Annotated in this window: 17 protein-coding genes; 13 read left to right on the plus strand and 4 right to left on the minus strand. The window is 58.1% G+C overall.

What is annotated here, in order from left to right; translation table 11 throughout:
• Positions 1 to 16 precede the first annotated feature (16 nt).
• From HMPREF3044_RS02205 to HMPREF3044_RS02250, 10 genes are all read left to right on the plus strand, one after another.
• Positions 17 to 901, plus strand: a complete 885-nt coding sequence (locus tag HMPREF3044_RS02205) for a cytochrome bc1 complex diheme cytochrome c subunit (protein WP_034989499.1) — start codon at positions 17 to 19, stop codon at positions 899 to 901.
• Positions 898 to 2,109: a cytochrome bc1 complex Rieske iron-sulfur subunit gene (locus HMPREF3044_RS02210; RefSeq protein WP_005389434.1), complete on the plus strand. Its 1,212-nt coding sequence runs from the start codon at positions 898 to 900 to the stop codon at positions 2,107 to 2,109. The genes HMPREF3044_RS02205 and HMPREF3044_RS02210 overlap by 4 nt, the downstream gene beginning before the upstream one ends.
• A complete protein-coding gene (locus HMPREF3044_RS02215) occupies positions 2,106 to 3,749 on the plus strand; it encodes a cytochrome bc1 complex cytochrome b subunit (protein WP_005395484.1) in 1,644 nt (547 codons plus the stop codon). Before HMPREF3044_RS02210 ends, HMPREF3044_RS02215 begins: the two co-directional genes overlap by 4 nt.
• Before the next feature lie 947 nt (positions 3,750 to 4,696).
• Positions 4,697 to 5,320, plus strand: coding sequence for a C40 family peptidase (locus HMPREF3044_RS02220; RefSeq protein ID WP_034989501.1), 624 nt, complete (start codon positions 4,697 to 4,699; stop codon positions 5,318 to 5,320).
• A 458-nt stretch (positions 5,321 to 5,778) separates the two neighbouring features.
• Positions 5,779 to 6,744: an NlpC/P60 family protein gene (locus tag HMPREF3044_RS02225; protein WP_005389439.1), complete on the plus strand. Its 966-nt coding sequence runs from the start codon at positions 5,779 to 5,781 to the stop codon at positions 6,742 to 6,744.
• Positions 6,745 to 6,747: 3 nt separating this feature from the next.
• Entirely contained in the window at positions 6,748 to 7,830 is a 1,083-nt protein-coding gene (locus HMPREF3044_RS02230; RefSeq protein WP_005395490.1) for a glycosyltransferase family 4 protein, read from the plus strand.
• Between the two features lie 49 nt (positions 7,831 to 7,879).
• Complete coding sequence (locus HMPREF3044_RS02235) at positions 7,880 to 8,842, plus strand: ROK family protein (RefSeq protein ID WP_005395491.1); 963 nt, start codon at positions 7,880 to 7,882, stop codon at positions 8,840 to 8,842.
• Positions 8,843 to 8,873: 31 nt separating this feature from the next.
• On the plus strand, positions 8,874 to 9,608 hold the full coding sequence (locus tag HMPREF3044_RS02240) for a lysophospholipid acyltransferase family protein (RefSeq protein WP_005389442.1): 735 nt from the start codon (positions 8,874 to 8,876) through the stop codon (positions 9,606 to 9,608).
• A 263-nt stretch (positions 9,609 to 9,871) separates the two neighbouring features.
• The gene (locus HMPREF3044_RS02245) at positions 9,872 to 10,378 is read left to right on the plus strand and encodes a polyadenylate-specific 3'-exoribonuclease AS (RefSeq protein WP_005389443.1); all 507 of its coding nucleotides are present in this window, start codon (positions 9,872 to 9,874) and stop codon (positions 10,376 to 10,378) included.
• A 66-nt stretch (positions 10,379 to 10,444) separates the two neighbouring features.
• Positions 10,445 to 11,842, plus strand: coding sequence for a class II 3-deoxy-7-phosphoheptulonate synthase (locus HMPREF3044_RS02250; RefSeq protein WP_005389444.1), 1,398 nt, complete (start codon positions 10,445 to 10,447; stop codon positions 11,840 to 11,842).
• Between the two features lie 16 nt (positions 11,843 to 11,858).
• Here the strand turns inward: HMPREF3044_RS02250 and pknB are convergent, their stop codons facing one another.
• Positions 11,859 to 13,991, minus strand: a complete 2,133-nt coding sequence (gene pknB, locus HMPREF3044_RS02255; RefSeq protein ID WP_070739115.1) for a Stk1 family PASTA domain-containing Ser/Thr kinase — start codon at positions 13,989 to 13,991, stop codon at positions 11,859 to 11,861.
• A 67-nt stretch (positions 13,992 to 14,058) separates the two neighbouring features.
• Here pknB and HMPREF3044_RS02260 point away from each other — a divergent pair, with 67 nt between their 5' ends.
• A complete protein-coding gene (locus tag HMPREF3044_RS02260) occupies positions 14,059 to 14,427 on the plus strand; it encodes an Rv2175c family DNA-binding protein (RefSeq protein ID WP_246820848.1) in 369 nt (122 codons plus the stop codon).
• A 630-nt stretch (positions 14,428 to 15,057) separates the two neighbouring features.
• Here the strand turns inward: HMPREF3044_RS02260 and HMPREF3044_RS02265 are convergent.
• From HMPREF3044_RS02265 to HMPREF3044_RS02275, 3 genes are all read right to left on the minus strand, one after another.
• A complete protein-coding gene (locus tag HMPREF3044_RS02265) occupies positions 15,058 to 16,560 on the minus strand; it encodes an alpha-(1->6)-mannopyranosyltransferase A (RefSeq protein ID WP_005395497.1) in 1,503 nt (500 codons plus the stop codon).
• Positions 16,557 to 17,633: a polyprenyl synthetase family protein gene (locus tag HMPREF3044_RS02270; RefSeq protein ID WP_005389451.1), complete on the minus strand. Its 1,077-nt coding sequence runs from the start codon at positions 17,631 to 17,633 to the stop codon at positions 16,557 to 16,559. Before HMPREF3044_RS02270 ends, HMPREF3044_RS02265 begins: the two co-directional genes overlap by 4 nt.
• An 89-nt stretch (positions 17,634 to 17,722) precedes the next feature.
• Positions 17,723 to 18,400, minus strand: a complete 678-nt coding sequence (locus tag HMPREF3044_RS02275; RefSeq protein WP_005389453.1) for a GNAT family N-acetyltransferase — start codon at positions 18,398 to 18,400, stop codon at positions 17,723 to 17,725.
• 175 nt (positions 18,401 to 18,575) lie between these two features.
• Between HMPREF3044_RS02275 and HMPREF3044_RS02280 the strand changes: the two genes are divergently transcribed.
• Both HMPREF3044_RS02280 and HMPREF3044_RS02285 read left to right on the plus strand, forming a co-directional pair.
• On the plus strand, positions 18,576 to 19,007 hold the full coding sequence (locus tag HMPREF3044_RS02280; protein ID WP_005389454.1) for an SAV_6107 family HEPN domain-containing protein: 432 nt from the start codon (positions 18,576 to 18,578) through the stop codon (positions 19,005 to 19,007).
• Between the two features lie 167 nt (positions 19,008 to 19,174).
• Positions 19,175 to 19,573 carry a DUF3040 domain-containing protein gene (locus tag HMPREF3044_RS02285; RefSeq protein ID WP_005395499.1) on the plus strand — a complete coding sequence of 133 codons (399 nt, stop codon included), beginning with the start codon at positions 19,175 to 19,177 and terminating at the stop codon, positions 19,571 to 19,573.
• Positions 19,574 to 19,917 lie beyond the last annotated feature (344 nt).

Below are 19,917 nucleotides of genomic sequence, written 5' to 3' on the forward strand. Positions count from 1 at the left end.
AGTTAAAAGGGAAATGATGGATACCACACCACGAAACGCCGACTCGGCTGCTGCCGAGAAGGCGAAAAAGGTTAGGGGCCGTCGGAAGATGAGGCGCACCGCCGCTGGTGGCCTTGCCCTTACCGTCGGTCTCTCCAGCGCTGGCTTGCTCGCCAGTGCCCTGACTCCCGATGCTCAGGTTGCTACCGCTAAGCAGGATCAGCAGGCCCTCATCGTAGAGGGTAAGTCCCTCTACGAGACCTCCTGCGTCTACTGCCACGGAGCTAACCTCCAGGGTGTCGCGGATCGCGGACCTTCACTGATCGGTGTTGGCGAGGGTGCAGCCTATTTCCAGGTTCACTCTGGCCGCATGCCGATGCTCCGCAACGAGGCACAGGCTGCCCGCAAGCCCGCTAAATTTAACGAATCTCAGACGATGGCTCTCGCTGCTTTCGTGGCCGCTAACGGTGGTGGCCCCGAGCTGAAGCGCAACGAGGACGGCTCGATCGCTATGGAATCTCTCCGTGGCGCTTCGACCACCGAGGGTGAGATCCACCCCGAGGATGTCGCCCGCGGTTCGGAACTGTTCCGTATGAACTGTGCCTCCTGCCACAACTTCACTGGTCGTGGCGGAGCGCTTTCCTCCGGTAAGTACGCACCTGGTCTTGACCCTGCCAACGAGCAGGAGCTCTACCAGGCCATGCTGACCGGCCCGCAGAATATGCCCAAATTCTCTGATCGCCAGCTGAGTGAGAACGAGAAGAAGGACATCATCGCTTACATTAAGGCAGCTAAGGAAACCCCGAATCCCGGTGGTTGGACCATTGGTGGTCTCGGCCCGGTAACTGAGGGCATGGTTATGTGGATCGTCGGCATCACAGTTCTTGTCTGCTTCACGATGTGGATTGGAAGCCGCTCATGAGTCACACAGTAAATAATCAGTACAGTTCTGAAGATCTGAAGAACATGTCGCAGGAAGACCTGGCTCGCCTGGGCACGGAGATGGATGGCGTCACCATTGCATACCGCAAGGAACGCTTCCCGATCACGAATGATCCGGCTGAGAAGCGCGCATCGCGCACCGTCGGTTTCTGGCTGGTGCTCGGCATTATTTGCGCACTTGCTTTCCTCGCGATCTACCTCTTCTGGCCGTGGGAGTACAAGGGCCTCGGTCAGGAGGGTATGTGGTGGTACACCTTCTACACACCGTTGCTCGGTGTAACGATGGGTCTGTCCATCATTTCCCTGGCTATCGCCACCGCGCTGTACATTAAGCGTTTCATCCCCGAGGAAATCGCGGTGCAGGAGCGCCACGATGGTCCGTCAGATGAAGTTGACCAGCGCACCCTGACCGCCCTGCTTAACGATTCGTGGGAGACCTCCTCCCTCGGCCGTCGAAAGGTACTCAAGGGCCTCTTCGGCACCGGAGCAGTCCTCGCGGGTATTTCGATCATTGCTCCGCTCGGTGGCATGATCAAGAATCCGTGGAAGCCCGGCAAGCTTGGCATTCAGGGTGACGGCACGCTGTGGACCTCTGGTTGGTCCCTGCTCGACACCCCCGAGGTAGAGAAGATCTACCTGGGTCGCGACACTGGTATCGCGGCCGAGAAGGATGAGCACGGCAACTACCACACCAACGGCCTGGCTCGCCTGGTTCGCGTTCGTCCGGAGGATCTCGCTGCTGGTGGCATGGAGACGGTCTTCCCGCTCCTGCCGGAGGCAGTTATCCGCCACGGCGACAAGACCAAGGACGTGTACGAGGAGCACATGCACTCGATCCACGGCCCGCGTAACGCAGTTATGCTGATTCGCCTTCGTAGCGAAGATGCCAACCGCGTCGTCGAGCGTGAAGGGCAGGAGGATTACCACTTCGGTGATTACTACGCCTACTCCAAGATCTGCACGCACATCGGTTGCCCGACCTCCCTCTACGAGGCTCAGACAAACCGCATCCTGTGCCCGTGCCACCAGTCACAATTCGATGCCTTGCACTACGGCAAGCCTGTGTTTGGTCCTGCCGCACGTGCCCTGCCTCAGCTGCCGATCACGGTGGACGAGGAAGGCTACCTCGTTGCTACGAGGAACTTCAGCGAGCCGGTTGGCCCGGCCTTCTGGGAGCGTGAGTCATGAGTAACAAGCTAGCTACCCGTGCTCGTAACGTCGACGAACGCTACGGTGCCGCCGGGTTTATCCGCACGAACATCAATAAGGTGTTCCCCACCCACTGGTCATTCATGCTCGGCGAGATTGCGCTGTACGCTTTCATCGTCCTGCTGCTGACCGGTATCTACCTCGCACTGTTCTTCGATCCTTCCATTACGAAGGTCATCTACGACGGTGCTTATGCACCGCTTAACGGTGTCGAGATGTCTCGCGCCTACGAGACAGCGCTGAACCTCTCCTTCGAGGTTCGTGGCGGCCTCTTCATCCGCCAGATGCACCACTGGGCTGCTCTGCTCTTCAGCGTTGCCATCTTCGTCCACATGTTCCGCATCTTCTTCACCGGTGCATTCCGTCGTCCCCGTGAGGCCAACTGGCTCATCGGTGTGACCCTGCTCCTCCTCTGCATGGTTGAGGGCTTCATGGGTTACTCCCTCCCGGACGATCTGCTCTCCGGTGTCGGCCTGCGAATCATGTCCGCGATTATTCTGTCCATCCCGATCATCGGTACGTGGACACACTGGTTCATCTTCGGTGGAGACTTCCCATCTGATCTGATGCTGGACCGCTTCTACATCGCACACGTCCTGCTCGTTCCTGGCATTATCCTTGCCCTGATCGCAGCTCACGTTGCACTTGTATGGTTCCAGAAGCACACGCAGTACCCGGGCCCCGGCCGCACGGAGAACAACGTCATCGGCGTCCGTATTCTGCCCGTATTCGGTACCAAGGCTATCTCCATGGGCCTGTTCACCTTCGGTGTTCTCGCCCTGTTCGCCGGTATCTTCACCATTAACCCGATTTGGAACCTGGGGCCGTACAACCCGTCACAGGTTTCCGCCGGTTCGCAGCCTGATATTTACATGCTGTGGACAGATGGTTTGGCTCGTATCATGCCGCCGTGGGAGCTGTATCTTGGTTCCTATACCATTCCGGCTGTGTTCTGGGTCGCTCTCGTTGCTGGCATCCTGGTTGTCGTTCTGTTCAGCTACCCCTGGATTGAGAAGGCATTCACCGGCGACGATGCACACCACAACATCCTGCAGCGCCCCCGCGATGTGCCTGTGCGCACCTCGCTCGGTGTTGTCGCAATCGCCGCGTGGTTCCTTATGACCCTGTCTGGTGCCAACGACCTCTTCGCTCACTTCGCGCAGATTTCGCTGAACGCCATGACCTGGTTTGGTCGCATCGGCTTCGTGGTTCTGCCCCCGGTGATCTACTTCGTCACCTACCGTATCTGCATCGGCCTGCAGCGCTCCGACCGCAAGGTTCTGGAGCACGGCGTGGAGACTGGTGTCATTTACCAGACGCCTGAGGGCAGCTTCGTTGAGCTGCACCAGCCGCTTGGCCCGACCGATGAGCACGGTCACCAGATCCCGCTGGAGTACCAGGGTGCTGCTGTGCCGAAGCGCGCCAGCCAGCTGGGCTACTCCGGTCGCCCGGGTCGTGGCTCCTGGCTCAAGGCTGACAGCCCGGAGATCGCAGCGAAGGCTAAGGAGATCGAGGAAGCGAACGATCGCGAGCGGTTCGAGACTCTGTCTGAGCTCAACCGTAGGGCCGCCGAGGAAGGCGACTCCCGCAACGTGCTTCGTCGCGGCGACTCTAAGTAGCACTCAGCGCTTGGCACACTGCCAGTAGTTCGCTACTAAGGCCAGAGCCCTCGTCACTCTGTGACGAGGGCTCCTTTTTATGTCTGTAACGGATGATCCCATCTAGTCCACGGCGGAAAACACATACCGCCACTGTATATATATAGAGCACGAAGAGTCTCGTATTTTGAAAGGCTCCTCGAGAATAGAAGCCTCCTAGACAAAGGTGACTCTGCGACAAATTGAAATCCTTCAGGCACAGGTGCCTTCAGGCTGCCCCCGGGGTCTGCAGGAAGCAACGGGGGCAATGAACGATAGGTGGACGGCTAAGTCAGCCGACTAAGGGGATAGCCGCTGACTAAAGGGGAGGGCTGCCGGATTGGGCGGGCGGTTGCCGAATCAGGCCTACGGTTGCCGGCTAGGAGGCAGAAGTGGCTGAGGGGACAGGTGGATGGTACGCAGGAGGCTAAGGGGAAACCTAGACAAACGGCAGGGGAGACTGCCGTGGGAGGCCCTAAGGTAACGAGAATGTTAACAAGAATGCGGTGTGTGGGATATTCCGCACGATGTCCATAAAGTGAGGAATGACACATAAAAGAGGGTTGGTTGTCATAACCGGATCTACGGTGCTAATTCTGGTAAATGCCAGTTCAGGGCATGGGCTAGGGGTGTGGTGGGGTGGAAGTGGTTAGTGTTACTTGGTGGTTGGAGGAGTGTTTTTATTGCCGGGTGTTTGTAAAAATCATCGCCGTTGGCGTTTCGGGTTGCGTTAGTTTGTGACCATTTTGTAACCTAATTGAGACCAAAGCGTTTTGTGGGTTTGGGTATGCCCTTTCCACTTGCGCCAAACGAACCGAAGCCCCGCTACGGGATCCTGAAGGATGTCATCCGCCAGGATGACCGTCGCAAGCTGGAAGCTGATTGAATCGGCTTTCAGTGGGCCCAAGAGAAATTTGGAGAAAACATCCGTGGGTAAGCACACTAAGGCATCGAATAAAGCTGTACGTTACGGTTCAGCTGCTTCGGCGCTCGCCGTCGGTGCGACGGCCGTCATCACCCAGCCTGCAACTGCCGCTCAGGTTACCGTACCGAACAGCAACATCACCTTCGAGGTGCAGGGTCTGGAGAACGTTCCGAACATCAACCAGGTGCCCGGAATCACCGATTGGGTTCCTTCCCTGAACCAGCAGGCTGCCACTGTTGACTACTCCGCCACTGTCAACGCTCCTGCTGCTCCGCCGGCAAAGCCTGTGGGCAATCAGATCGTCGATGCTGCAGCAACCAAGCTTGGTTCGCCGTACCAGTACGGTGCAACTGGCCCCAATGCTTTCGACTGCTCGGGCCTGACTACCTGGGCGTATGCGCAGGTGGGCAAGCAAATTCCGCGCACCTCTTATGCGCAGGCTGCTCAGGGCACCCCGGTGTCCCGTGACCAGCTTCAGCCCGGCGATATTATCGCCTTCTATGCCGGTGCATCCCATGTCGGTATCTACACCGGTCACGGGACCGTCATACACGCTCTCAACTATGGCACCCCGCTTTCTGAGACGTCTATTGACTACATGCCGTTCCACTCTGCAGTTCGGTTCTAAAAAAGCTTTTAGGAGCCCCCTGTTGCCTTCGGGTAGCAGGGGGCTTTTGGGGGATCTCTTTCTTTTGTATTTTGGGTGATGGTGGGGTCGTGGTCAATCGATGGTTTGAACGCGCCTTTCTGTTGCCTGTGAAGATATTCACGCACGTCACAACTGTAACTTTAGGTATCTCAATTCTCTTTCGCCCCGGCTGGCTAAGTGCGGAAACGTATATAGTTCATCCTGTATACGTGCTACAACGTCGCGTTATGCGGGATTAGAGAAAACATAGCTAGAATCTTCTCGAGCAGTGGTTACTCGAGGGAAGAAAGAGTGCGGTGAACTTCGTGGATGACCTTAGGTGCAGCACAGGAAGCGGACGACGCAAGGGGAAACATCGCGCGCGTTCGCATCGCCAGCTTTCACTACCCACCCGCGTAACGGCCATGGTACTTGGGGGATTTCTCGTTGTGCCACCAATGGATGCCCCGCGTGCAGCGGCGGATCCAGCGGATGTGCAGCAGATCATCGACGACCTGGAAGCCACCTCCCGGGATGTTGAAGCCCATAACGAGCAGATTGAAGCGACGCAGGTAACCCTTGAAGATGAGGAACGGCGTGTTGAGGAGCACCAAGCTCGTCGCGCCGAAGCTCGTGCACACGCTGAAGCCTTGAAAGCCGAGGCTGACCGCAAGCGCGAATCCGTCAACCAGGTGGCGCTGACGCGCTACAAGGTGGGAAACGGGGACATCGTTGCCAAACTCTGGTTCTCGGACAACCCCCAAGAAGTTATCGAGAAGCGTTCCTATCTCAACGCCTTGCGCGATAAAGCAGAAAATCAAGCGAAGGATGCTGCGCGCCAGACCCGCCTCGCGGCAGATCAGTTTGCTGACGTCGAATCGGCTGAGGCCACTGCTCGCTTCGAGATCGAGCAGCTGCGTAAGAAGCAACAGGATCTGGAAAAGGAACGCGAAGCTCTCAAAGTCCGCACTGATGAAATTCGGGCTCGCGTCGACGCTCTGAGTCCTGTGGACCGCCAGGTGTGGATTGAGAAGGACGGGCCAGTGGCCTATTCGCTTGACGGCATTACCGGCACTAACCCGGTGGGAATGGCGGCCCTTGAGGCCGCAATGAGCAAAATCGGTTCGCCTTACGAGTGGGGTGGGATCGGACCAGGTGCCTTTGACTGCTCGGGACTTATGTACTGGGCTTATCAGCAGCAGGGAATCACGATTCCCAGGACCTCAAGCGCGCAGATGGCTGGCGGGACACCAATCTCTCGCGAGGAATTGCAGCCCGGCGACATCGTTGGGTATTACGCGGGCGCGAGCCACGTAGGGATGTACGCCGGCAATGGCATGATCGTCCATGCATCCGATTACGGTATCCCCGTCCAAGTTGTGCCGATCGATAACGCGCCGATTTACGGCTACCGGCGCTACTAGCGCATGTCTAACGTTCTCGTTGTCACGAACGATTTCCCGCCCACAGTCGGCGGGATTCAGAGCTATGTGCGGGATTTCGTGTCGCTTCTTGATCCCTCGACTGTCCATGTGTTGACCTCTACACAGGATGAGAGAGAAGCGAGAAAATACGACTCGAGTGTGCCCTACACCGTTCACCGAATGAGGCAAACGGTCTTGCTTCCCACTCCGTCTGTCGTCCGTTCGATGGCGCGCATCATCACGGCGTACAGAATCGACGTGGTGTGGTTCGGAGCAGCAGCGCCACTAGGCCTGCTAGCCAACGTTGCACGCACGGCGGGTGCCAAGAAAATCGTCGCCTCTACCCATGGCCACGAAGTCGGGTGGACGCTCATCCCAGGTGCCCGTCAGCTCGTGCGGAAAATTTCCGCCGATGTCGATGTTGTCACCTACATTTCCGAGTACACCCGGGCTCAGTTGGAACCAGCTCTTTCGTCATCCACGCGCTACGTTCGCATGCCGTCAGGCGTTGACATCCACCGGTTCACCCCGGGGCTGGGGTATGACCACGCAGGCGAGCTGTGGGTTGTTTGTGTTTCGCGTCTCGTGCAGCGAAAGGGGCAGGATTGGCTCATCCGATCGGTCTCCTCTCTCGCTCATATTTTTCCCGTGCGCCTCATCATCGTTGGGGAAGGGCCGGACTCGAATCGTCTCGAACGACTCGCCGACGGGCTTCCAGTGACCTTTACTGGGCGGGTAGATCGTTCTGCCATGGTCGAGTACATTCGCTCCGCTGATGTCTTCGCTATGCCTGCCCGCACACGGCTTGGCGGCCTCGATGTGGAAGGCCTTGGGATCGTCTACCTGGAGGCGCAGGCGTGCGGGATACCTGTCATTGCGGGTGCGTCCGGTGGTGCACCCGAAACGATCACTGAAGACACCGGATTCGTTGCCCACTCACCAGAGGAGCTCACGGCGCAATTGAAGGAGCTATTAGGTGATTCGGAACTCCGTGCGCGGCTGGGGCGAGCCGGCCGGGAATATGTGGAACGAGAATGGAGTTGGGAGAAGATAGGAAAAATAGCTCAGCACGTCTTGGCGCTATAATCGACTTTTACATTCGCGCAAAGAGGAAACTCTGGAGGTTCACCTACCAATGATGAGTACGAAAGCTCCCCTCACTCTGGGGTTTGACATTGGAGGAACGAATCTTAGAGGGGCAGTGGTAGATCGCAACGGCACTATCCTCGATTCAGCGCAGATTCCCACACCTTCGTCCGAGGACATGATGGAGAGAGGAATCGTGCATGTTGCCAACAAACTGCGAGCATCGTGGGATATCGAGGCGTGTGGTTTGGCTATCGCCGGCTTTATCGACCCGGATCTAGAAACAGTCTCCTACGGCCCGCACGTCCCGTGGCGCAACGCCCCCGTGCGTGAGCGGCTTGAAAGCAAGCTTGGCATCCCCGTGCGCATCGAGCACGATGCAAACTCTGCGGCGTGGGGAGAATATCGATTCGGTGCCGCTATGCAGGCGCGCACATGGGTACTGTTCGCCATCGGAACGGGAATCGGTGCCACCTTGATGGTTGACGGGAACATTTACCGCGGTGCGTTCGGTGTTGCTCCGGAGTTCGGGCACCTCGTTGTGGTGCCCGGTGGGCGTTCATGTTCCTGTGGCAAGAACGGGTGCCTGGAACGTTACTGCTCTGGTACGGCCTTGGAGGAAACTGCGCGTGAGGTGATTGGATGTGCGCAGTTTGAGGAGTCGGAGCTCGCTAGGGCCTACCGTGACGAGCCTGAAAAACTCAGCGGTCGCGTCATTATGGCGGCAGCGAAACGAGGCGATCCGGCGGCTCTCGCCGTGGTGAACAACTTCGCAATGTGGTTGGGGCATGGGTTGAGCATCGTCTCTGATGTCCTCGATCCGGAACTCATCGTTATCGCCGGGGGCGTCGCAGACGAGGCCACGTTGTACCTGGATAAGGCGCAGGAAGTGTACTCGGAGTCCATTGTCGGTGCCGGTTTTAGGAGACTTGCGAGACTGAAGACCGCGGAATTGGGCTCTGCGGCGGGTATGATCGGTGTATCCGACCTCGCCCGCGAGGCCGTTGTGTAACCGTAGATCCCATCTAATTTAGGATTGTTTCATGCATAACAAGTGGTATTCGCTGTTTAAATCTATTCTTGGGCCGTTTTTGTACGTGTACAACCGTCCGAAGATTTACCATGCTGAGCGTATCCCCGCTACAGGGCCCGCGATTTTAGCCTCCTCGCACCAGTCTGTGGTGGACTCGTTCTTCCTGCCGTTGTTGTGCCCCCGTCAGATCACTTTCCTGGCGAAGAAGGAGTACTTTGTTGGCGAGGGACTGGTTGGGAAGATCCAGAAGTGGTTCTTCACCTCGGTTGGTCAGATTCCTGTGGACAGGAACTCCTCTGCAGCTAGCGACGCCGCTGTCGAGGCCGCGCGGAACGTGCTGGCGAAAGGTGATCTCTTCGGCATCTACCCGGAGGGAACCCGCAGCCCTGACGGCCGGGTCTATAAGGGTAAGCGTGGTGTTGCGAAGATCGCTTTCGAGACAGGCGAGACGATCATTCCCATCGCGATGCGAGGCTCTGGTCGCGCTAACCCCATCGGATCCTGGTTCCTCCGCCCGGCAAAGGTCGAGGTTGTTGTGTGTGAGCCCATCGATGCAGATGCATTCGCGTCCGCCAAGGGGCTCGAGCCGGGTAGCTACGAGGCGCAGCGTGCCGTCGTGGATCACGTCATGCATGTTCTTGCAGAAGCAGTGGGCACCGATTATGTGGATGTGTACGCAGCTGATGTGAAGAAATCCCTCGCAGCGGGCAAGGGGTACCCGGAGGGGGCAGAGCCCCGCGCGTAGGGCGCGGTGTGCGGTTTTCCGGGTCGTGCTGACGGCTGTGGGGAAGGAGCGCCCACGGCAGTGCGAAGCAGTATGCCACTGCGGAAAAACGGATCGCGTCGCTAGGCAGTACCCCCGATTACCGTGTGTTGTGAATCACATATCGCGCACGCATGGCATTGGGGGGATTACATTGGGGGTTGGAATGTTTACCTAGGCCACCTAGGGGTTTTCCCCATGAAAACCTGTTGGTGTCGCCGTTGTAGAATCTGGACAAAGCCTGCGTGCGCTACTTTTATGACACAGAATTTATAGAAGATGGCTCGACCATCGAATTGATCTCAATCGGCATTGTCGCCGAAGATGGCCGTGAATATTACGCCGTCTCAACCGAGTTCAATGCGGATCGAGCTGGTCATTTTGTGCGTGCCCAGGTGCTTCCCAAGCTCCCACCACAGGATGATGCTGCGTGGAAACCACTTGCCCAAATTACTGATGAGGTTTATCGCTTTGTTCATTCCGATGGGTCCCGTCCGCAGATGTGGGCGTGGGTGGGGGATTACGATCACATTGTCTTGGCTCAATTATTCGGTGAGATGAAAGACCTGCCGGGGGACATGCCGCGGTTTACGTACGAGCTGAAGCAGTATTGGGAAATGGCTGGCCGTCCGCGCCTGCCCGAGGTGCCACAGGGCAACCACGATGCTCTCGTGGACGCGCGCCACAATCTCGCGAAATTCAACGCGTGCATGGCAGTTCTCCCGTTGTCTGCCCGAAACTCCGCAGTTTAGTCCGCCCAGTGGGACAAAATGGGGCGGAAGTGGTAGTAATTCTTCGGACGTGCTAGGAATTAATGAATGAGTTGGACTGTAGACCTCCCAGTAGACGAGTTGCCAGATCTTCCCCCGCTGCCAGACGGCATTAGGGAACAGTTTGAGGATGTCATTTCGCGCCCCGCCAAACAGCAACCGACCTGGGATAGTCGTGTTGCCTCCCACGTGAGGAAGATTTTGGAGTCGGTGCCTCCCGTTGTCGTGGCGCCGGAAATTCGCACACTGAAGAAGCAATTGCGTGATGTCGCGCTTGGTCGCGCTTTCCTGCTGCAAGGCGGTGATTGTGCGGAGACGTTCGAAACGAACACGGAACCGCACATCAAGGCAAATATTAAGACCCTCCTTCAGATGGCCGTGGTGCTCACCTACGGAGCCTCCACGCCCGTGGTGAAGATGGGCCGTATTGCCGGTCAGTACGCCAAGCCCCGTTCCCAAGACCTGGATTCCAATGGTCTGCCCAACTACCGTGGCGATATCGTCAACGGTATTGAAGCTACACCGGAGGCACGCAAGCACGACCCCGCCCGCATGATCCGTGCGTACGCCAACGCATCGGCGGCGATGAACCTCATCCGTGCGCTGACGCACTCGGGTACGGCTGATCTGCACCGTTTGCACGAGTGGAACCGTGAGTTTGTGCAGAATTCCCCGGCAGGTGCCCGCTACGAGGCCCTCGCTATGGAAATTGAGCACGGCCTGAACTTCATGGATGCCTGTGGTGTGTCCGATTCGACGCTGAACGCTGCGGATATCTTCTGTTCGCACGAGGGGCTGCTGGTGGATTACGAGCGCGCAATGCTGCGTCTGAGTAACAACCCTGAAACGGGCGAACTGGAGCTGTTCGATCTGTCAGCACACCAGCTATGGGTGGGCGAGCGCACGCGTGGGCTTGAGGATTTCCACGTCGCTTTCGCGCGCCTCATTGCTAACCCCGTTGGGATCAAGATCGGCCCCGGGTGCACCCCGGAGGAGGCCGTGGCCTACGCGGAGCGACTTGATCCGAACTTCGAGCCCGGTCGCCTGACGATGGTCGCTCGCATGGGCTACGAAAACGTCCGTACTGTGCTTCCTCCGATCGTGAAGGCTGTCGAGGAAAGCGGTCACAAGGTGATCTGGCAGTCCGACCCGATGCACGGGAACACGTTCACCTCCTCCAACGGCTACAAGACGCGTCACTTTGACAAGGTCATTGATGAGGTTCAGGGCTTCTTCGAAGTGCACCGCTCGTTGGGCACGCACCCAGGTGGCATCCACATCGAGCTGACCGGCGAGGACGTGACCGAGTGCCTCGGTGGTGCGGAGGATATTACGGACGTCGATCTCCCCGGTCGCTACGAGTCGGCGTGCGACCCCCGTCTGAATACGCAGCAGTCGCTCGAGCTCGCCTTCCTTGTTGCGGAGATGCTTCGCAACCACACGTAGGATCGCTGGCTGACGCCTACTTCAACCACACACGGAGGGTATCTTGCTTTTCGACGCTTGTACCCTCCGTTGGTGTTTGTTTGTAGGCTTTTCCGCCGGAGATCCCATACAGCTTGGCGGAAAGCCCGAGGGAACGCAGTGTCTTGTCGATCTCTTCGCGTGACAGACCCGTCAGGTCTGGGACGCGCACCTTGTCGGAGACGACAAGGTCGACTTTGTTGTCCTGCTGCTCCACTCGGGTTCCTGGCTTGGGATACACCGCTTCAATGATGCCGGATTGAGAATCGGCGGTTCCTTCAAATCCGGCCTTTTTGAGGGTCTCAATCCCCTCCGCGACGGTCTTGCCCGTGACATCGGGGACTGTGAGGGCATTTGACACGACGAGGTCGACGGAGGAGCCGGAGCCGGTGGTTTCGTTAGCCTTCGGGGAGGACGCGATGACGGAGCCGCCGGCGACATCTGCGGAAAACTGTTTCGTTGTCTCGCCGAGGTCAAGTCCAGCCTTCTTCAAAGCGTCGATGGCATCCTCCAGCTTTTTTCCTACGAGGTCAGGGATAGTGACGGGCTTCTTGCCTTTGGACAGGTGGATGGTCACCGACGACCCGACGGCTACCTCCGTGCCAGGCTGGGGATTAACTGCAGCGACGAGTCCCTCGGGTACGGTATCGGAGTAGGTCTCTTCGCCCATGACAGGTGTCAGAGTCCGGCTCTTCAGCTGCTGCTCGTATTCCCCGGGGCTCTGCGAGCTCGGGAGCGCGGGAATCGTGGGCTTGCCGAGCGATACATAGAGGACAACGGAGCGACCCCGAACCTCCCGTTCGCCTGTGAGCGGGTCAGTTCCCGTGGCTTGGCCTTTGGGCACATTGTTGTCATAAACCTCGATGACGACCGGCTCAAAGCCGGCGTTATCGATCTGCGCGTATGCCGCATCCTGGTTGAGACCCGTAATGTCCGGCAGCTCGCCATAGCGCCCCGAACCGAACCACCAGCCACCAACGCCGACGGCTGCGGCGATGAGCACGACGACAACAAACCACACGATGAATCGGCCTGTGGAGCGGTTACTTACAGGTTCCGGCTGCGTCTCCGGTTCGGGTTGGCTGGCAGGCTCTGGGGCCTGCACGTAATCGGCAAGCTGATTGTGCTCCTGGCTGGCGGGCATGACAGCAGTTTCGGGGTTTTGTGCCGGGGCAGTGACTGTCGGGAGAACTGCGGTCTCATGACCCGTCCGGGTGAGGACATCGGTGGCGACCGTGAGATTCGATCCTGCGCGTTTGGCGGCGGTGTTCTGCGGGACAGGCACCTCGTATTCAGGTAGTTGCAGTTCGCGGGCGACATCCTCGAGCGCATCGAGGAACTCCTGCGCATCGCTGAACCGTTCTTCTGGTTCCCTCGCCGTCGCAGTGGCGATGAGATGATCAAAGAGGTGGGGGACACCGTCGATAAGCGTGCTCGGGGGCGGGACGATCCCGGTGACGCGGGCTCGGGCATGCTCGTATACATCGTCGCCGGAGAAAGGCGTGCGTCCGGTGAGCAGCTCGAACAAGACGATGCCTGCGGAGTACACGTCGGAGGCCGGGCCGATCGGCTCACCGGTGACTTGTTCGGGGCTGAGGTAGGCTACCGTCCCCGTGATCTTGTGGGAACCCGTGACGCTTGTCGACGCTGCCCGGACGAGCCCGAAATCCGACAGTTTGACCTGGTGGTCGCCGTTGATCAGGATGTTGTCGGGTTTGATGTCCCGGTGCACCATTCCGGCTCGGTGGGCGAGGGACAGGGCCGTCAGCACAGGAATCATGACAGCGGTGGCAGCATGCGGGGGCATTGGCCCGCGCTCAGCCGTGAGCTCGCGGAGGGTGCCTCCGGTGATGAGCTCCATGATGAGGAAGTCGTACGCCCCGTCGGAGCCCGTGTCGTACACGTTGACCAGGCACGGGTGACTGAGCTGTGCCATCGCCCTTGCCTCGCGCTTAAAGTGCGAACGGGCGGCCGGGTCAGCGGACAACTCGGGGGAGAGCACTTTTGCAGCCACGTTTCGCCCCAGGCGCGTGTCGACGCAGCGGTAGACCGTGGACATTCCACCACGTGCGATCGGGCGTTCAACGCGGTAGCGACCGTCAAGTAGTTCTCCATTGCGAGGGCCATTCATGCCTCAAGTATTGCTTATATCGGTCCCCCCATGCCATTTAGGGGCGGACATAAGGTACGTTAGGGGTGTGAGTTCAGTACCAGTTTCTGAAAACGTCCTGCCGGAAGGCGAACCCCTCTACACTCTTGACGAGGTAGCCGACCTTCTCAATGTCCCCTTCAGCCGTGTGAAGCAGCTGCTCAAAGATCACAAGGTGATCGCCGTCAAGTCCGGCAAACAGCTGTGTATTCCCAAGCGTTTCTTCAACGGCGATGACACTCTTAACAAGCACGTCACCGGAGCAATCACCGTGTTAGCAGACGGTGGCTACAACGATGAGGATATTCTCCGCTACTTCTTCACCGAAGACGAGACCCTTCCCGGTCGTCCTGTCGATGCCTTCCATGGTCACCTCGCCCGCGAAGTCCTTCGCCGTGCGCAGGCCATGGCCTTTTAAGAACACGGGGTGTCAACCCCCTCGCTACAACCTGTGGGGGAGAGCGACACCCGTCAATGCATGGGAATAGACGGTGGCCGTAATAGGAACGGCCACCTCTTCTATACACACGTATGAAGCCCATTCGTGGCCAGCACAAGGGATGGTCTGTCACCGCGTGCGCAGCCACATAACTTTGTCCCCGTACCGGTAACGTGACAATTTCGTGCGCTCCGGCTCTGTTTCGATCCGTAACCGCATCGAACCGGTTCCGAATCGATCCGGTTACGCATCGATCCGGTTCCGAATCGATGTTAATACCGTGTCGATTCGGTATCTATGCGGTGTTTTCTGTGAATTCTTGGAGCGGAGGAACAGCCGTGGGGTCAGAGTCGCAGACGCACGCACCACATGCGGGGCCGTACCCGCGAGGCTATAAGAGAGCCGCAGGCGCAGCCACGCGGGGAAGATGGTGGTCATCGCCCCATCGCGGGCTGCAAAAGAGGGGGCTTCGTAGGGGAGTCGTACTGTGTGCTGGAAAACCGAGGGGAAAAACCACTGCTCCTAAAACTGTGTCGTGCCTCGTCGAAGGAGCCAGCGAGCCACCGGTGATACCCCGCGCACGTCAACCGGGGACGCCCAGTAGCTCAACTACACCCGCCTAACCCCCGCAACAGCGGAGTGTTTCGTCCGCGCATAGGCGTTACTGCGTTGCGCCCTTTCGATAACGATTGCGACGATCGCAGAGCAGAAGATGACCGGGACCATGATCCAGCCGTTATACAGATGATGGTTTCCGGAACCTGCGAATGAGAGACTGACGGTTAGCGATGCAGCGATGGTGAACTGGATGAGTCGACGGGGTGGCTTGATCGCCCCCACAAGAGAGAGGGCACTGGCGTAATACCAGGGCAGCGTGACGGAGTTGAACACCATGAGGGAGGCATAGGCGGCAACCGTGCCCCGCACATTGTCACGAGTTGACCTGCGGAAGTACCACCACGCGATGACAAGGCCTATGAGCATGAGGAGGCTGGTGACGGTGCGGATGCCTCCCAGAACCGCGTTGTATGAAAAATCTGGGTCGATGAGGCGCCCGATTGGAGTGACGAAGCCGGCCAAGAGGGACGGGAGCGCAAGGGGGTTGATGACCTTCGCGTTTCCGGTGATCTGCGAGACCCATTCCCAACTAGTACCGGAAGCTATTGTGACGAGAGCGACTGTGCCAACGGTCTCTGCGGCAAGGACAATGCCGGAGCCGACGAAGGCGATAGCGGGATGAATGCCGTAGCGGTTGTGCAGGCACCGCACTGCCATCCAGACGACGAATGGCAATGCGATGACGGCAGTAGCCTTAAGCGAAACGGAGACGGAAATCACTGCAACAGCTGCCACAATGTGCCAGGGGCGTTCCGTCACTGCCCACAAAATGCCGAGACTGACGAGGCCCACCATGACGGATTCGTTGTGCATCCCGCCGACCATGTGAAAAACCATCACGGGATTAAGCACCCCGAGCCAGACCGCGAGACGCGGGTCGCCACCGATGCGACGCGCGATACGTGGCACGCACCAGGCAATGAGCGCAAACCCTCCGAGGGAGAGAAGCTTGTAGCAGATTACGCCGAGCGTGACATTTTCACCCACAATTCGAGTGATGCCCTCACCGATCCACAGGTGGAGTGGCCCGTAGGGCGTGGTTGTGTTTCGCCAATCGTGGGAGACCTCGAGGAGGAAGGGGCCGGGATTGACGGCAGCACCTTGGGTGTAGGGGTTGAATCCATCGCGCAGCATAGCTCCCTGCATGAGGTAGGAGTAGACATCGCGGGAAAGGATCGGGGCTGCGAGGAGCAGTGGTGCGGTCCACCAGACAAGGAGCGGCCGGAGACGAATATGGTGCAGCCGCATCCCAGCGATGCACCATGCGAGGACGAATAGGACGAGGCCACACCACAGGACAATGTTGGAGAAGGATGCGCCATGTCCAAAGGACAAAAAGTCGAGGTGCAACGCGCGGAGAATGCCACCTTTGTAGCGAATTGCACCAGCACCGAAACTGCCGAGGGCAATGAGAACGGATCCCGCTGTACCAAGCAGGAGTGGGCTGGGCGCAGCGTTGCTGAGACTGGTAAGCGTCTTTTCGGCTGAGGTCATTTGGTACGCTGCGTGGTCTTGATGGCGAGTTCTTTGAGGATCGTTGTGGCATCATCCGAGATTGCAGCGGTGTCGAGGCACGAAAGGCCAGTGTCACGAAGCGTAGCGATACGGCGTTCCATGTCATCGGCCGCGCCGGAAGCGCGGATGATGTCGGCGAGTCGGGCTATCGTCGCAGGGTCGGATGTTGTGCCAACATTATCGAGGAGGTACTGCGCCTCGGGGGTTCCGTTGAGCTTGTCGACGGCGACAGCCAGCAACTCCGTGCGCTTTCCTTCGCGCAGGTCATCGCCTGCTGGCTTTCCCGTTACCGAGGGATCACCGAAAACACCGAGGAGATCATCGCGAAGCTGAAAAGCGATCCCCAAGTTGCGACCGTAACCTGCAAACGCTTCCAGAGTGGAGTCATCAACACCAGCGAGGAGGCCACCGATCTGAAGAGGCCGGGTGATCGTGTAGGAGGCTGTCTTGTAGATGTTGACACGGCGAGCCGTGTCCTCGCTTGTTTCTCCCACGGCCTCGGCACTGATATCTAGGATCTGACCACCGATAACCTCGGCTCGCATGGCGTTCCATGCTGGTCGGGCTCGCATAAGGTCGCTGAGCTCGACCCCGGACTCCATGAACATATCCTCTGCCCAGACGAGTGCTAAGTCTCCAATGAGGATGGCTACGGAGGTTCCAAACTCTGCGGCTCTCTCCGTTGGGCCAGAGAAGCCAGGGTAATCGCGGAGGTACGTTTCCATCCGGCGATGAACAGTGGGATTGCCACGACGGGTATCTGAGGCATCGATGATGTCATCATGGATGAGAGCGCACGCCTGGATGAACTCGAGCGAAGAACATGCGCGCTGAACGGCGGTGTTAGATTCGTCGCCACCACCGCCGACGTACCCGGCCCAGGCATAGAGGGGGCGAACACGCTTGCCGCCGGAGACCACGAAGTCACTCAGTGCTTCAGATGCCACGTCGACGTGTGATCCTATGGCGCTGACGTGGGGCCGGTGGGATGCCAAGAATTCCTGCAGGTTTTTGGTAACGCCTGCCTGGACGGATGCTAGTTCAAAAGCCACGGGATCTCCTTACGCGCGAAATCAGCGAACCTCGCGCCCTGTGCTGTGGGCGCACTTCAACGATACCGGCCGCCTCCCAGCGAAAGCCGTTACGGTTCCCGCTGCGTGTACAAAACAGCGAAGGGGCGGTTATCGCCGTAGAAGTAAAAGTGACGGAGCAGGTCTCGAAAGCCGAACTCTGGTGAGCGGTATAAAGAGAAGGCTCGGTTAGCTTCGTGTGGCACCTCAGGAGTGGAAAGAACGACGCACGGACGATCAGTGCTGTCGATGAGTGTGCGCAGGAGTTTCCTCCCGATGCCGGCGGATTGCGCTTCGTCCCGGACATGAATCTCGGATACCTCAAAGTAGTTGTGCATCAGCCACGAGGCGTCGATGCCGACGGGATGGCGGGTACGTACCCCCCGTGCTATCTCCCGATGCCACCAGCTGTCCCAATCGGCATTATGGCCGTAGCACACCCCGAGTGGGACATCAGGATAACGGGGGTCGACGGCCTCAAATGCATGGAAACCGTCGAGTGTGCTGTCGTGCTCCCAAGCGGCAATACGTGAAGCACGGAGACGAGAATCGTACCGCATAGCGGCCATGTAGATGGCCACATATTCCTCCACCTTGCTGAGGAATCTCTCGATAGAAAGGGGCCGGACCACGGCTTGAGCAGGGTCTGGCCCATCGAGTCTGGCAGGGGGTTGTGGAGACGCGCCCGGGCCGAGATTAGCTACGAGCCAGGAAACCAGTGCAGCAGACGGCTTGCCTATAAAAGACATGACAGTGGCTACTTTCCCGGAGAAAACGGTGTACCTCTTCAGTTTGTCACGGGTTGGATCGTTGTGCGGGCGAGTTTGGCGAATTGGGTCTAATTAGAACAACTGTTCTAAAGGTGTTGCTATGTCGTGGTCTCGCAGGCATACATTAAGCATTGGTTGTTAAGTAAGGAGGAACATGATGGCAGGAAATGTTGTATCGGCTACCGTTGGCGCAATAAAGCGTCAAGATCCGTCCGCGGTCTTTATGGCGAAGGCGCACGGTTTGCTCCTTGCTGCGGAGAAAGCGTACCAGGATGGTCGCTATTCGGATGCGCTTGAACAGGGGTATCAAGCGGCGTTGCGTATTGCCGGCTCCCGAATTAGCCCCCTGTCTCAGCGGAAACGGAAACGCGCCGGGGTGAGCGTGTGGGAAAAACTTGCATCTGTGGATGAGGCGGGGGAAGCTCAGGCGCAGATTTTTGAGCCTTATTCTGCCGTTCGGTCGAGAGTGCTAAACGGGCTTGACAAGGACGTTTCTCCTATCTGTGTGCGAAGGCTTTTGGCACATGTTTCGGAGTTTATTGACTTCGCAGAGCGGGAGCGGGGGTGGCTTTCCCCCGCAGCGTAGAACGCCGTAAGATGGAAAGTAGCTAGCGACCATGTTGAGGGAACATTTTCCGATGTATGTTCGTTAGTAAAAAGTGAAGAGGCTCGATGGGATGTTTACCGGGTTGATCGTCGCCCGGTGGGTGCTGTCGTGCTGAGGTCACATACCACTTTTCTAAGGGAGGACACGTGGCACTGACAGATAAGGAAAAGGCAACGCTCCGCGAAATGGAGCGCCTGCTCGAAGCTGACGACCCAAAGTTTGGTTCGTCTATGCGTTCTGCCGGCCGTATGGGCTCTGGTCAGCCGGGTTTTAGCCTCCGTGGCATTGCTCTCGTTGTGGTGGGCATTGTGCTTCTCGTTGGTGGCGTTGCTCTCGCTTCGGAGAGTATGTGGTTCATCGCCTTGAGTATTGTTGGCTTCCTCGTGATGTTTGGTGCGTCTCTGTGGATGCTTAATGGTGGCGGAAAGGTTGGCGGCCAGACACAAAACCTCAAGAGTTCACGCCAGAAAGTCCGCGCTGTGAAGTCGGACCGAGGAATCGGAAGCCAGATGGAAGACAATTTCCGTCGCAGGTTCGAACGCTGATTTCTCTCTAACTAGAGCCGGTAACCCCTACAGTTGGGTGCCGGCTTTCTTTATGTCCCCACTTCGCCCCACTCGTGTCCCCCACTTTGCCCCACTGGCGACCCCCACTTCGCTCCACGCGGTGGTGTGTCGTGGGGTTTTTAGTATTTTCGGGTTCTACGCGTGTGACTGATGGGGTTATTGACGGCTTGAGGGGGCTTAAGTTATCACGGTGAGGGGTGAAAAGGGGGTGAAAGTGAGTGCCTCTAGGGAAAAGTCACCACCTTTTTTATTGGCTTTGACGTGCGAAAATATTATTCCTGAGGAAAATTTATCGTCCGTGGTGGTTGAAAGTGGGGGAAAGT

It is taken from the genome of Corynebacterium sp. HMSC073D01, assembly GCF_001815555.1.
GTDB classification, from domain to species: domain Bacteria; phylum Actinomycetota; class Actinomycetes; order Mycobacteriales; family Mycobacteriaceae; genus Corynebacterium; species Corynebacterium glucuronolyticum.